General features: G+C 73.0%; 5 protein-coding genes. 2 read left to right on the forward strand and 3 right to left on the reverse strand.

The genetic code is table 11. The features are described 5' to 3' along the window. Nucleotides 1-82: 82 nt before the first annotated feature. From ACIP4O_RS16785 to ACIP4O_RS16795, 3 genes are read right to left on the reverse strand one after another with little or no spacing between them, the layout of a single operon-like run. Nucleotides 83-1,102, reverse strand: a complete 1,020-nt coding sequence (locus tag ACIP4O_RS16785; RefSeq protein ID WP_401575197.1) for a ricin-type beta-trefoil lectin domain protein — start codon at nt 1,100-1,102, stop codon at nt 83-85. Nucleotides 1,103-1,126: 24 nt separating this feature from the next. Continuing rightward, a complete protein-coding gene (locus tag ACIP4O_RS16790; RefSeq protein WP_401575198.1) occupies nt 1,127-3,733 on the reverse strand; it encodes a right-handed parallel beta-helix repeat-containing protein in 2,607 nt (868 codons plus the stop codon). Continuing rightward, nucleotides 3,730-12,102, reverse strand: coding sequence for a hypothetical protein (locus ACIP4O_RS16795; RefSeq protein WP_401575199.1), 8,373 nt, complete (start codon nt 12,100-12,102; stop codon nt 3,730-3,732). Before ACIP4O_RS16795 ends, ACIP4O_RS16790 begins: the two co-directional genes overlap by 4 nt. A gap of 214 nt (nt 12,103-12,316) precedes the next feature. Between ACIP4O_RS16795 and ACIP4O_RS16800 the strand changes: the two genes are divergently transcribed. Then, nucleotides 12,317-13,243, forward strand: coding sequence for a serine/arginine repetitive matrix protein 2 (locus tag ACIP4O_RS16800; RefSeq protein WP_401575200.1), 927 nt, complete (start codon nt 12,317-12,319; stop codon nt 13,241-13,243). A 69-nt stretch (nt 13,244-13,312) separates the two neighbouring features. Further along, entirely contained in the window at nt 13,313-13,624 is a 312-nt protein-coding gene (locus ACIP4O_RS16805; RefSeq protein WP_008749402.1) for a hypothetical protein, read from the forward strand. Nucleotides 13,625-13,653 lie beyond the last annotated feature (29 nt).

Here is a 13,653-nt window from a genome sequence, read left to right on the forward strand (position 1 = left end):
CGGGACGCCGGGGAGCCGCTTCCGGGGGCCGTGTTCGGGCCCCCCGGACCCCGGGGCGCGGAGGACGTGAAGTCCCGCTCGGTCAGGGCACGTTCCACTTCTGGGCCCAGTTGCCCGAGCAAATGGCGATCTGGAGCGGTGTACCGGCCTTCGTGCTCGCGTTCGCCACGTCCAGGCACTTGTCGGCGGCGACGTTGACGATGTCGTTGCCCGGCGAGTAGCGCCACTGCATGACGTTCGTCGTGTCGCACCCGGCCATGACCACGTGCGTGCCGTCGTTGGTCGAGCGGCCCGCGAGTGACAGGCAGCGGCCGTTCTTGCGCAGGGTGCCGTTCTTGGCGAACTGCCACTGCTGGTCCGCGCCCCCGTCGCAGGGGAACAACTTCAGTGCGCTGCCCGCGAGTTGCACGCAGTGGCCCTGAAAATCGCCGTACCGCCCGACGATCGCTCCGAGCGGCCGGAAGAAGTTCTGCGCGGGCGCCTGCGCCTTCTTCGGCGCGCTGCCACCGGAGGAGCCGGAGGAACTAGAGGAACCGGACTTCGAAGAGCCGGACGAGCCGGACGAGCCGGACGAGCCGGAGGAGCCGGACGCCTTCTCGCTCCTCGTGTCGCTCTTCGGCGCGCCGCCGTCGCTCCCGCCGCCTCCCGAGCCGCCCGTACCGCTCCCTTCCCGCGTCCCCGCCGCCGGGGCCGCGGGCGCGCCTGCCGGGGCCTCTCCCGCCGCGCCGCCTCCCCCCGAGCCGCCCGCCCGGCTCTCGTGCGGCTTCCCTGCTTCCTTCGACGAGGAGGACGAGGGGGACGGGGAGGACGAGGCGGGCGAGCCGGAGGGCGAGGCCGTCGGGTCGGCCGCGACGCGCGCCGAGGTGTCGCTCGCCGCGAGCGCCGGGCCCTCCTTCCCGTCGTTGTCCAGCAGGGTGCCGCGCGCGGCCACCGCGGAGAGCGTGACGGTCGCGGAGACGGCGGCGGCCCAGCCCAGCGTCACCCACACCCGGCGGCCGGGCACGAGCCCGTGCGGGGCCTTGGCGGGACGGTGGCGGAAGGTGTCCGCGAAGCTCTGCTCGGCCGGCTCCGCCGGCTCCGGCGTGCGGTGCGAAGGGCGCATGGTGTGAAACTCCTGAGGGGTCGGTCAGAGCAGGTCGTGCTCGTCGAGCTGCATGAGCTGGGCGGAATCGGGGGACGTCAGTTCGGCGACGCGCATCGCCTGCCGTTCCGTCATCGCCTGGAAGAGCTGCCGGGCCGTGCGGCCGTTGCCGAAGCCCGCGTCGCGCGGGATCGTCCCGACGTGCGCGGTGAGCGCCCGGCGCGCCGCCTCCGTCAGTTCGTACCGGTGCCGCTGCGCGTGGTGCTCCACGATGCTGACCAGTTCCTCCGAGCTGTAGTCGGCGAAGAGCAGCGTCCGGCTGAACCGGGAGGAGAGCCCGGGGTTGGAGGAGACGAAGCGGTCCATGTCCCCGGGATAACCCGCCGCGATCACGACGACCTCGTCCCGGTGGTCCTCCATGAGCTTGACGAGCGTGGCGATGGCCTCCGTCCCGAAGTCGTTGCCGGCGCCCGCCGGGGCGAGCGCGTACGCCTCGTCGATGAAGAGCACCCCGCCGCGCGCCCGCAGGAAGGCCTCCGTCGTCTTCGGGCCCGTGTGACCGACGTACTCGCCGACGAGGGAACTGCGGTCCACCTCCACGAGGTGACCGCGCGACAGCAGCCCGAGGCCGTGCAGCAGCCTGCCGTAGAGCCGGGCCACGGTCGTCTTGCCCGTGCCGGGGTTGCCCGCGAAGACGAGGTGCCTGCTCAGCGGGGGAGCGGGCAGCCCCGCCTCCTCGCGCATCCGCACCGTCTGCATGAGCTTGACCATGCCGTTGACGTCGCGCTTGACGCCGTCGAGGCCGACCAGTTCGTCCAGCTCGGCGAGCAGGTCCTCCAGGCTCTCGGGCTCCGGCGCCGGCTCGCCCTGGTCCCACAGCACGCCCTCCCCCTCCGGGGTGGCCTGATCCGGTGCCCGCGAGTCGCCCCCGGACCCCGCGACGTACGCGGGCGCGGCGGGCGGCCGGGTACGGTCCGACAGGCTCGGCAGCGACGCCGTGCGGACCCGTACCGCCGCGCAGTCCTCGAACTCCGGCTCCGCGCCGTCCGCCAGACCGACGTCCTGCGCGCTGTCGAAGACCCGGCAGCCGAGGAACCGTACGCGCGCCCCCTTGCCGACGTGCAGGGCGGGGAACGTCGTGCCCGACACGTCGCAGTGGGCGAACGTGCCGCTGACCTGCTCGCCGACGAGGACGCCGTTCTTGCCGCAGTCCTCGAAGCGCACCCCGCGCACCTCGGCCGTCGCCTCCCGCTCCAGGACGAGACCACTGCCGGCCGCGCCCGCGACCGTGCCGCCCGTCATGGTCAGCCGTCCGCCCGCGTCCACGGTCACGCCCGCGCCCCCGGCGCCGCTCACCCGCACCTCGGTGAGCGACACCGCGGTTCCCGCGCCGATCTCGACGCCGCTGCGCCCCTGCCCGGTGAAGACGCACGCGCGCACCCGCGACTCCTCCTCGGCGGCCGAACGCAGCCGCAGCCCCGTCTCCGCGCCGACCGCGCGCAGACCGGTGAGGTCGAGACGCGCCTCCTCGTCGCCGTGCACGGCGCACAACCGCGCCCCCGCGACGGAGGAGTCGGTCACCTCGGCGCCCGCCGCTCCCGACACCCGCAGTCCGTGCTCGCCCGCGCCGCGCACCCGCAGCCCTTCGAGCACCGCCCGCGCCTGTCCCGCGAGCGCGAGCCCGCTCCCGTGCGCCTCCGCGAGGAGCGCGTCCGTGACGCGCACGCTGCTCGCCCCCGCCGCGCTGATCCCGTGCCCGCCGGGACGCACCACCTGGCAGTCCCGCAGCGAGACACCGCCCTGGTCGTCGGCCCGCACGCCGTGCTCGCGCGGGCCACTGATCCGCGTCTCGCGCAGGGCGGCGCGACCGCGGTGCGCGAGCCGTACCCCGCTCCGCCCGCTCTCCTCCACCCGGCAGTCCGTCAGTTCGACGGCACCGTCCTCCTCGACCAGCACCCCGTGCCGCCCCGTCCCACTGAAGACGCTCCCGCGGGCGAGGAACCTGCCCGCGCCCTTGGCGCGCGCACCCGAGCCCGAGGTGTCCCGCACCCGCAGGCGCTCGGCGATCAGGACGGCCTGCCCCGAGACGACCGCGCCGATCCCGTCGACCTCGGAGATCTCCGTGTCCACCGCCCGCGCCCGCGCGTCGCCCACGAGGTGCAGCGCCGCGCCGCGCGCACCGCTGAGCCGCGTCCTGTCGAGCACGAGCACGCCGCCCCCGTCGACCGGGTCCGCCACCTCGCCCCGCAGCGTGTCCTCCGCGCCCAGCCGCGCGTTCGCCGCCGCCGACGCCCCCGACGCCGAGCCGAGCACCTCGACCCGGCCGCCCGTCAGCTCGCAGCGCTCGGCCGTCAGCCCCGCCGCGTCCTCGACCCGCACCACGGGCTGGTCGGGATCGGAACCGGCCAGGTGCAGCTCGCGCAGCACGCACCCGGGCGCGGTCACCGTCACGGGGACCCCGTGCGCCGCGCGCAGCCGCACCGAACCCGCGCCGCTCTCCGCCTCGACGGTGACCCGGCGCGACAGGACGAGGCTCTCCACGTACGTGCCCGGGGCGACCAGCACCGTCGTCCCCGCCGGGGCCGCGGCGAGCGCTGCGGCGATCGTACGGTGGACCCCGCGGCCCCGCGGGCCGACTCTGACGGCCGTCACTGCGGCCCCCCGTTCTGCTCGTTGCTCTGCTCGCCCGTGTAGAAGTCGTGGCCCGGGAAGACCTGCTTCTGCAAGGCCGAGAAAAGGTACAGGTTTGCGAACGACTTGTCGATGAACTTGCCGAGACCCGCCACGACGAAGGTGTCGAAGACGCCGCCCCGGTGGTAGAAGCGCCCGCCGAAGCTCTGGATCATCGCCGTCCGGGCCGCGCCGAGGCTCACCGCGCCCGCGACCCCGCTCGCCATGCCGACCGCGCCGGCGAGCAGCGCGTCGCTGCCGTGCAGGTGCACGATGTCGCCGTTGGCGTCCCTGACCCCGAAGATGGCGGAGTTCGCGGCGGAGGAGATGAAGCCCGAGACCGCGCCGGTCATGAGGCCCACACCCCAGTCGTAGGTACCCGAACGCCAGCGCGTGACCTTCTCGTTGCCCGCGAACTCCGCCGTCCACGAGTCGTCGTTGGGGCGCCGCGCGTACGGGTTTCCCTGGTCGACCTGGCTGAGGCCCGTCTTCCACGGCCCGCCCCGGAACGTCGCGTAGTGCCCGAGCGAGAAGGCCCCCTTGACGCCCGCGCCGACCGTCGCGCCGAACGCGGCCTTGCCGACCTCGTTCCAGCCGAACGGCGTGCCCGTGGCCGCCGCGACGATGCCGTACACCGCCAGGTTCATACCGAAGTCGAGCAGCCACTCCTGGATCAGGTCGACGGCGAGCGCCTGCCCGGCCTTGTACGGGAACGACGTGTACGTGCTGACGCCGCCCGCGGTGTGGCCCCACTCCCAGCGGTTGGGCTCGCGCCACATGCGGTTGAAGCCGCGGTACTCGGAGAGGATGCCCGTGAAGTTGGTCTCGCGGCCCGTCAGCGAGGTGCGGCCGAAGGTGTCGCGGTGCCACACGTATCCGGGGATGGTCCGCTCGTCGATCAGGCTCGCGCCGTCCGCGCCGAAGCGGCGCCACTGCTTGTGCCAGTCCTCGCTCTCCAGGAAGCTGCCGTCCGGCAGTTCGGTCTTGCGGCCCAGCTCGATGCCGTTGTCGTACTCCTTCCACACGTGCGGGTTGTGGGCGCCGCCCGGGGTCTGTACGTATTCGCGGACCCGGTAGGGCGAGTCCTGGAAGTGCGGGGTGTTCGCCGGGCGGGTCGGGATCTCCTGCACGATGTGGCCCGCGTTGTTGTCGAAGTCCTTGAAGACGGCGCCGGGCCGGAAGTTGGGGAGCTGGGTGCCGTTCCCGTCGAACCACTGCCGCACGCGGTCGCCCACGCCGTTGCCGAAGCCCTTGATCTCCCCGTCCGCCCCGGTCTTGTTCCAGTGCCAGGTGTTCGTCCGCGGGTTCTTCCAGGCGTCGACCACCGTGCCGTCCGCGAGCAGCCTGTGGTCACGCACGAGCGCGCCCGCCGCGTCGAAGTCCTGGAAGCTCTCACGGTCCCAGCCCCACGGCGTGACCTCGCCCCGGTGGTGGTTGAGCGTGCGGATGCCGCCACCGCCGGGCGTCCCGTCGCTCCAGCGCACCGTGCCGTCGAGCATCCCCTGCGAGGTGATCCGGATGCCGTTCGCGCCGCCCGCCGGGTCGGGGAAGGTGTCCTGGCGGGAGATGACGAGGCCGTGGTGGTCGTACCGCGTCCAATCGCTGCCGGCGTCCATCCGGCCCGCACGCCCGGTGGCGCCGGGCGGGGGACGGAAGTCCACGACGGAGCCGTCGGCGAGACCCATCCGGGCCACGTGCCACTGCTTGCCCGCGTTCGGGGTGTACCAGTTCCCGTCGGCCAGGTCGTCGGTGAAGCGCTCCTGCCAGCGGATGTCGCCCGCGTTGACCCCCGTCGGCAGGTGTGTGGTGTCGAAGTCGGTCGCCTGGTAGGTGCGGTGGCCCTTGAGGCCGTCGTCGCCCTGCTTCCACGGCAGGTAGCCGTTCTGCTTCGCGACCCCGTCCGGCATCGCGACGTCGCCGGTGGTCACGGCCTTGCCGTCGAGCGGCTTGCGCGTCTCGCGGACGAGGTCGCCCGCCCTGCTGATGTCCGTGATCGTGCCGTTGTTGCTGACGAAGCGCACGCCGTGCGTGACGCCGCCGCCCGCGCCGGTCTCGGTCCACGTGTGCATCTGGAGCCGGCCGTCCTTGGCGAGCCAGGGCACGCCGTCCAGGTTCGCCGCCCGGTACTCGGAGCTCATGATCCAGCGGAAGGCGCGCGGCGGGCGCTGCTCGGAGAAGCGCGCGCTGTCCAGGAAACCGCCGTCCTTCAGCGTCACGCCCCGGCCGTTCTCCTTGCCGTGCGCGGACCACGACGTGTAGTCCTTCTTCGGCACCCCGTCCGCGCCGAACTCCATCTGGTTCAGGCGCCGCACATCGTCCACGGACCAGTTGAAACGGCCGAACTTCTCCTGCGCCACGACCTGCTCACCGGTCTTCGGGTGGGGCAGGCGGTCCGTGAAGCCGCGGCCCGGGCCCCACGTGCGGTCGCCCTCGGCGACCTTCTTGAACTCGCTGTCAAAGCGGGTCCAGCGGGTGTCACCGGAGAAACTCTGCGAGAAGGGCCGGTGGCCGACATCCGCGAGGACGTGCCCGCCGTCCGGCAGCTCCTGGTAGTGCCGCACGCGCGTGCCGGTGTGCCCCGTGACGTCGAACCAGCTGCGCCCGCTCTCGCCCCAGTGCCGCGTGCCCGAGCCGACGACCGTGCCGGTGCCGTCGAACTCGGTCCACACTCCGCGCTGGTTGAAGCGGCCGAAGGAGCCGACGCCCGCCGCCGAGTGGTAGCCGTCCAGGACGTGCCCGTTCGGCAGCGGCCTGCGCTCCATCAGCTCGACGCCCGAGTGCGTCGTCAGCTTGATCCGGCCGTTGCCGAGCCCCTTCGTGTCCACGGTGCCCGCGTCGTACCACTTCTTGATCGCCGGAGCGGCGACCGGCTGTCCCGTCCCGTCGAGCCGCACCCGCTCCCAGCTCGGCTTCGTCACGCCGTCCGTGGGGTGGGTCACCTTGAGGAACTGGTCGTTCTTGAGCGTGCCCTTGTCGAAGACGTTGATCCGCTGCTCGAAGAGCTGTCCGTTGCCGTTGTAGAGGTCGTACTCGTTCGCGCGCCCGCCGCCGTTGAACGTCAGGCGGTAGTTGCCGTCCGCCTGGTGCGTGAGGGTGTGCGTGCCCATCGGTACGGGTGCCATGTCGCCGTCGAGCAGGACGTGGGTGTCCGTCCGTACGAAACGGGTGCCGACACCGTCCGTGAGCTGCGCGACGTCGAAGTGCCCGCCGCCCGCGTGGTCGGTGACGCGGAAGGTGTGCGCGCCCGCGCCGGGCGGCGTGATCGTGTACTCGTGGGCTCCCGCCGGGCCGAAGAGCCGCACGTGGCCATCGGCCCCGGTGACCCGGTGGCCGCCGCCCGGCCTGGCGGTGACGGTCACGTCGGCGACGGGGTTCATGTCGCGGCTGTACAGCTCCAGGTGCCCGCCCGGGTACGCGCGGACGCCTTCCCCGCTGCCGAGGACGTGGCCGACCTGGGTGTGCACCGTGCCGTTGGGCCGGTACAGCACCTTGCCGCCCGTGCCGGCGGCGACGAAGTGCCCATCGGCACGGGTGACGACGGTGGCGTGCGGTACGGGTGTGCCGCCCGCGTCCACGACGCGTGGCGCGCCGCCGCCCACCGGCATGTGCGAGTACTCGTCGGCGTTGCCGAGCCGCACCACGTCATGGGTGTGGGCGCCCCGCCCGTCGAAGACCGCGTGGTTGCCGCCCGCCTCGACCCGGAAGCTCCCGCCGTCCTGCCGCACGACGGTGTCGCCGGCCCCGAGGGACGGGTTTCCGCCCGCCGGGTCGGTGCGCAGCGGGCCGTTGAGGTGCGGGTGGCCGTGGAGCGCGAGCAGGTCGTGGGTGGGCGTGCCCGTGCCGTCGTACACGTGGGTGAGGTGCGGGTTGGTCCCGTCCGGTACGTGGAAGTCGGTGCCGTGGGGGGTGATCGGGCCGCGTGCGGCGCCGTTGAGGTCGACGCGGGTGACGGGGCCGGGCCCGGTGGGGCGGAGGGCGAGGTCGCCGGTGGTGCCGAGGGGGACGGCGTCGTGGGTGTGCGTGCCCTGCGGGCCGATGACGATGTGGTGGCCGTTGGTCGGGTCGTCGATGCGGAAGCCGCCGCCGGTCTGCGGGGTGACGGTGGCTCCGTGGAGGGTGGGGGGTGTCCCGTCGGTGGGAAGGCGCAGGTCGCGGCCGGTGAAGCCGGGGTGGCCGAGGGCGAGGGTGTCGTGGGTGTGGGTGCCGGTGGCGTCGTAGACGTGGTGGCGCCCCGGGGTTCCGGCGGGGACGTGGAAGTCGGTGCCGTGGGTGGTGATCGGGCCGCGTGCGGCGCCGTTGAGGTCGACGCGGGTGACGGGGGCGGGGCCGGGCCCGGTGGGGCGGAGGGCGAGGTCGCCGGTGGTGCCGAGGGGGACGGCGTCGTGGGTGTGCGTGCCCTGCGGGCCGACGACGATGTGGTGGCCGTTGGTCGGGTCGTCGACGCGGAAGCCGCCGCCTGTCTGCGGGGTGACGGTGGCTCCGTGGAGGGTGGGAGGTGTGCCGTCGGTGGGAAGGCGCAGGTCGCGGCCCGCGAAGCCCGGGTGCTGGACGGAGAGCAGGTCGTGCGTCGGCGCGCCGTGCGCGTCGTACACGTGCGTGAGCCGCGGGTTGGTCCCGTCCGGTACGTGGAAGTCCGTGCCGTGCGCGGTGACGGGCCGCGCGTGGGCCGCCCCCGCCGCGTCCACCAGCGTGTGGCCGCCGCCCCCGGCGGGGGTGAGCACGAAGTCGTTGGTGCCGCCGAGCGGTACGACCGTGTGCGTACGGGCGCCGGTCGCGTCCACGACGACGTGGCTCTCGCCGTACTGGACGCGGAAGCCGCCGCCCGCCTGCGCGGTGACCTGCGCCTGCGGCGCGGGCGCCGGGGCCCCGTCCGGGCCGGTGAAGCCGAGTTGCTGCCCGTTCCCGCTCGGCAGCACGTGGATCTCGCCGCCCGCCCCGTCGCCGAGCCGCAGCCCGGAGCGCGTCGGCAGGCCCGTCGCCGGGTCGTAGAGCTGGAAGCCGCTGCCCGAGGGCATCCGTATCTCGTGCCCGACCATCCCCGGGGTCACGCCCGGCGCCGTGGCACCCGGCGCGGGCACGTGGCGCACGACGTTCCGGGAGGAGTCGAGCACGACCACGGCCCCGGTGAACTGCCCGCCCGAGAGCGTCACGAACCGTTCGTCGGAGAGCACCCGCAGGCCCCCGCCGTCCTGCGGGGACAGGTCCATGTGCCGGACCTCGACCGCGTTCACCCGCTGCTCGATGTGGACGACACCGGGCGTCCCCGGGGCATCCCCGGCCCGCACCGTCGCCGTCCACGCCCCGCCGCCGGGTGGCACCGCGACCGTGGCGTGCGCGATGCCGCCCATGCCGTCGTGGGTCACGTGCAGTTGCACCCCGTTGACGCCCGGCACGTCGAGCGTCCGGGTGAGCGGGGCCGGGGCCGGGACGGGCACGGCGGCCGAGGTGGAGGCGGCGGGCGGATGGTGCGAACCGCCGGGCAGTGCCGTCAGTTCGACGTCGCCGCTGCCGCGCGTGCCGGCCGGGACGACCTCCATAGCGCCGATCTGTGGGTAGCCGCTGGACGCCTCCAGGTGGTAGTTCCAGCGGTGCATGGTGCCGTCGCCGAGGGTCCGCTCGATCCGCAGGATGTCCCGGCCACCCTCGTGGACGTGGTGGGCCGTCACCCCGCTGAGGCCGCCGGTGTGGGACACGGTGACGTCGGCGCGCGCGGCACCGGTGCCCGGGCGCACGTCCACGACGACTCCCGGCAGCAGTTCGTCCATGTTGCGGAAGGTGTGCTGGAGGTCGTACTGGACCGCGTGCACCATGTTGACGCGGATCGTGCGCTGGGCGAGCGCCGAGAGGTCGATCAGCCCGCCCTTGCCCAGGTCGGCGATGAGCGAGCCGCTGCCGGGCAGCGCGAGCCCGCCGGTCGTCGCGGGCATCGCCGTGGGCTTCGCGTCGATACCCGTGACCGAGCCGTTGAGGTGGCCGAGGCCGTTCACGCCGTCGCCCGCCCCGGCACCCGAGGACAGCGGCGGCACCGTGACCTGCCCGCCCCCGGGGACCGCCGTCACGTGCCCGGACGTCGCCGGGGCCTGGACCTGCGTCTGCCCCGGCTGGTGGACCGTGGGGGAGTGGACCTGCGCCGCCGGGGGCACCGTGGTGTCGCCGGTACGGACGGCGGGGGCGTCCACGTGCGCGACCGGCGGGGCGGAGGCGGACGTCGCGCCGACGGCGGGGATGTCGACGTGCCCGACCGGCGGTGCGGTGACCGGGGCGGAGGCGCCGGTCGAGGGTACGTCGACGCGGCTCACGGTGGGCGCGTTGATCTCCGTGCCCCGGCCCACGGCCGCGATGTCCACCCGCCCCACGGACGGCAGCGAGACCTCCGAGCCGTTGCCGAGCGCGGGCACCGACACGTGCCCGGTGGTGGGCAGGTTGACGTGGGTGACGCCCACGTTCACGGACGGCAGGTCGCTGACGCGGGCGCCCACGGGGGGCGCGTCCAGCTTCCCGACGACCGAGCCCTGCGACACCGAGCCGAGCGAGGGCACGTTGATCTGGTGGACGGCCGGGGCGTTGATCTGGCCGGGCGCCGCGATGTGCCCCTGCGTGGGGGCGGGGACGGCGACGGAGCCGAGCTGAGGGGTGTGCACCTGGCCGAGCCCGCCGAGCGCGGGCGTCTCGACGCGGCCCACACCCGCCCCGAGGTGCGGCACGTCCACCCCGTGCGCCGCGACCTGCCCCACGTCCGTGACCCCGCCAGGGATGTGCGTCGCGCCGATGCCCGGCGCGGACACCGCGTTCATCGGGCCGAGGGTGGGGATGTGCACGGCGTTGACGCCGGAGAGGGTGGAGATCGTCGGGACGTCGACGACCCTCGCGCCGAGCGCCGGGACCGAGGAGTTGATCGTCGAGCCGAGGCCGTGGAAGGCGCTCGTGTTGATGCCGCCGATCGCCGAGGCCCCGGTGAGCCCGTGGACCGAGGTGAAGCCGCCGCCGATGCCGGTCGGCGGGGTCGGCGTGAATCCCGAGAGGTTGACGTGCGCGAAGGAGCCGAAGCCGCCCGTCGGCGGGGCCAGTTGCAGACCGTGCGCGACACCCCCGGAGATCTTGCTCGCGGCGCCGATGAACTGCCCGCCCGCGAAGGCCCCGTACCGGTAGAGGCCGAAGACACCGCGGTCGATGACACCGATCTTCAGCGCGAAGAGCACGCCGTGCCCCAGCTCGTCCGCGGCGACCGGCAGGAGCAGCCGCAGCGAGTTCGTCCCGCGCAGCCCGTTGACCGTCGTGTTGACCAGCGACGTGCCAAGGGCGCGGATGCCGTTGAGGCCGCCGATCACCGTCTTCATCGCGAAGAACGTCTTCGCGCCGGCGAGGTTGATGACCGTCAGGCCGCTGACCGCGGGCACCAGCTTGATGTCGCGGATGCCGTTGATCCCCATCGTGAAGCCCTTGGCGCCGGGCATGAAGTGCAGCCCCGCGCCGCTGATCTTCAGCCCGTTGAGCCCCTTGAGGCCGCGCAGCCAGTTGCCCGAGGCGGCGAACACGTCGTCGAAGCCGAGCCCGAGCCGGGCAAGTGAGCCCAGCGAGTTGGCGCCCGAGAAGAGGTTGCCCGCCCCCTTGAAGGCGCCCGCCCCCAAGCCCTTGAGCCCCTTCCACAGGTCGCCGAGACGGATGCCCTTCGTCGTCGGCGCGATCACCCCGATGATCGAGAGCACGAGGTCGGTGATGCTCGCCTTGCCCTGAGAGAAGTCGATCGCCGTCTTGATGAGCAGCGCGACGTTCAGGCCGATCGCGAAGAGCGCGAGCGGACCGCCCACGATCATCGCCGGGATGATCAGGATGAGCGCGAGCCAGCCCAGCGCCTTCCAGAACTCCTCGCACTCGTCGATCGGCGAGGCGATGCTGTACGCGGCGTCGGTGATCGTGTCCGACGCGGTGCTCGCCGCCGTCTCCAGCTGGCTCTTCGCGTCCTCCGCGATCCCCTTCTGCTCCTCGCGGCCCGCGTCGTCGTCCTCGTCCAGGGCCGCGGCCGCGCTCAGCGCGTCGTCGGCGCGCTTCTGCTGCGTCCGCATGACGTCGACGTACGTGCGCAGCGCGCCCTGCACGTCCTTGTGCGCCTGCCGGAACGAGGAGACGTACTTGCGGAGGTCCCCGTCGATCTTCTTGCGCAGCGCGTCGGCCGTCTCCCCGACGAAGATGCCGTCCGTCGTGTTGAGCACCGAGGTCAGGCCGTCGTCGATCGTGTCGGCGAGCGAGACGAGGTTCTCCTGCGAGGAGATGACCTCGTCGATGCGGTCCGCGTCGCCCGGGGTCGGGTCGCCGCCGAGTCCGAGCGCGCTCCAGTCGGAGGGGCGGGGCATGGGGCGCGCTCCTTCCACGACGGCCCGGTCCGGGCTGCCATCCGGCCTGTCGGTCACCGGCCGCGAGGGGCCGCTGACCTGTCCACGCACGGGAGCGCCAAAAGGTTCAGCCCGGATTCCGGGCACCGGATGAACCTTTCGAGGGGCCCGTGCGTGGACACAGCGGACAGCCGGTCCGGAGCACCGGGCCACCGAGGGACCAGGGAGGTACGGGGTGCCCGACTTCTCCATCGACTACTCGAACCTGCACATCGTGCAGAAGAAGATGCACGAGCTGGCGGACGCGGCCGGCAGCGGTGGCGCGACCGGGGCCTTCAAGGAGGTCGGCGAGTCGAGCAGCTCCGAACGCAAGGCGGTGCTCGGCAGCTCCGACCTCTCGTACGCGTTCAACCTCTTCTACTCGTACTCCGCCTCCCGCACCAAGGACGCCAAGGACGGACTCGGCCAGCTCGCCGACACCTTCTCGGGCGTCTCGGACACCTTCTTCAACGCCGACGCGCAGCTCTCCTCCGCCGCCGGGCTCATGAGCCAGAGCCTCGGCCTCGACGACTGGAAGAACCAGAAGGAGGCGTACGAGCAGTGGCAGGACGACAAGACGGCGTGGGACGACTACCTGGAGAAGATCGGCGCCTCCGACTACTTCGCCGAGCACCCCGACGCGAACATGGGCGAGCTGTGCCGCGCCGACGACGCGCCGGACTTCTGCGACACCTGGATCGATGACGACGACGCGCCCGACGACCCCGGGGACGCGCCGCCCAAGCCCGCGGACGATCCGCCGCTGTCGTACTCGTACGAGGACGAGCACGGCAAGGTGTCGGTCGAGGTCGAGGTGGACGACGACTACAACGTGATGAAGGAGAGCTCCACCATCACGACGCCCGACGGCCAGTCCTACACCTCGGTGACGACGTACGACTCCGCGCCCGAGTACCACGAGACCTCCGACGGCGACCGCTACGACGCCCGCGACTACACGATGGAGACGACGTACGCGGACGGCTCGAAGACCTCCACCAAGGTCGTCATCAACGAGGACGGCTCCGGGACCATGACCACCACCGACCAGGACGGCGAGGTCACCACCGTGACGCGCGGCGGCCCGGACGAGGACTGGCCCGAACCCGAGGACGACGACTGACCCCGTCCCCACCGACCAGGCCCGGGCCGGACGCCCGGGACCCCTGCCCCCGACAGAAAGGACACCCCCGTGCCCGCCAACATCAGCCTCTCGTACGCCGAGATCGAGCGAGTGTCCAACCTCCTGGACACGAGCGTCGAGCAGACCCTCGTGCCCCGCATGGACGAGGCGAAGACCGAGGTCGACAACCTCCTCGACACCTCCCTCGTCCTCACCCAGTCCAGCCCCGCCCTCCAGACGCAGTACGAGAAGTTCACGACCTCCCTCAAGGAGGCCACGGACAGCATCAAGGGCTACGCCGAGCAGTTCCGCCAGATCATGAACTCGGTGAAGGACATGGACCACGACATCGCCGAGAAGGTCAACAGCAGCGGCCAGTAAGCCCCCCGGGGCCCCGTGCCCCCGCCCCC

Source organism: Streptomyces sp. NPDC088923, assembly GCF_044749745.1.
GTDB lineage: Bacteria > Actinomycetota > Actinomycetes > Streptomycetales > Streptomycetaceae > Streptomyces.

Coding starts and splice junctions, on each gene's coding strand:
- ACIP4O_RS16785 (WP_401575197.1), bottom strand. CDS start 1,102: ATGCGCCCTTCGCACCGCACGCCGGAGCCGGCGGAGCCGGCCGAGCAG.
- ACIP4O_RS16795 (WP_401575199.1), bottom strand. CDS start 12,102: ATGCCCCGCCCCTCCGACTGGAGCGCGCTCGGACTCGGCGGCGACCCG.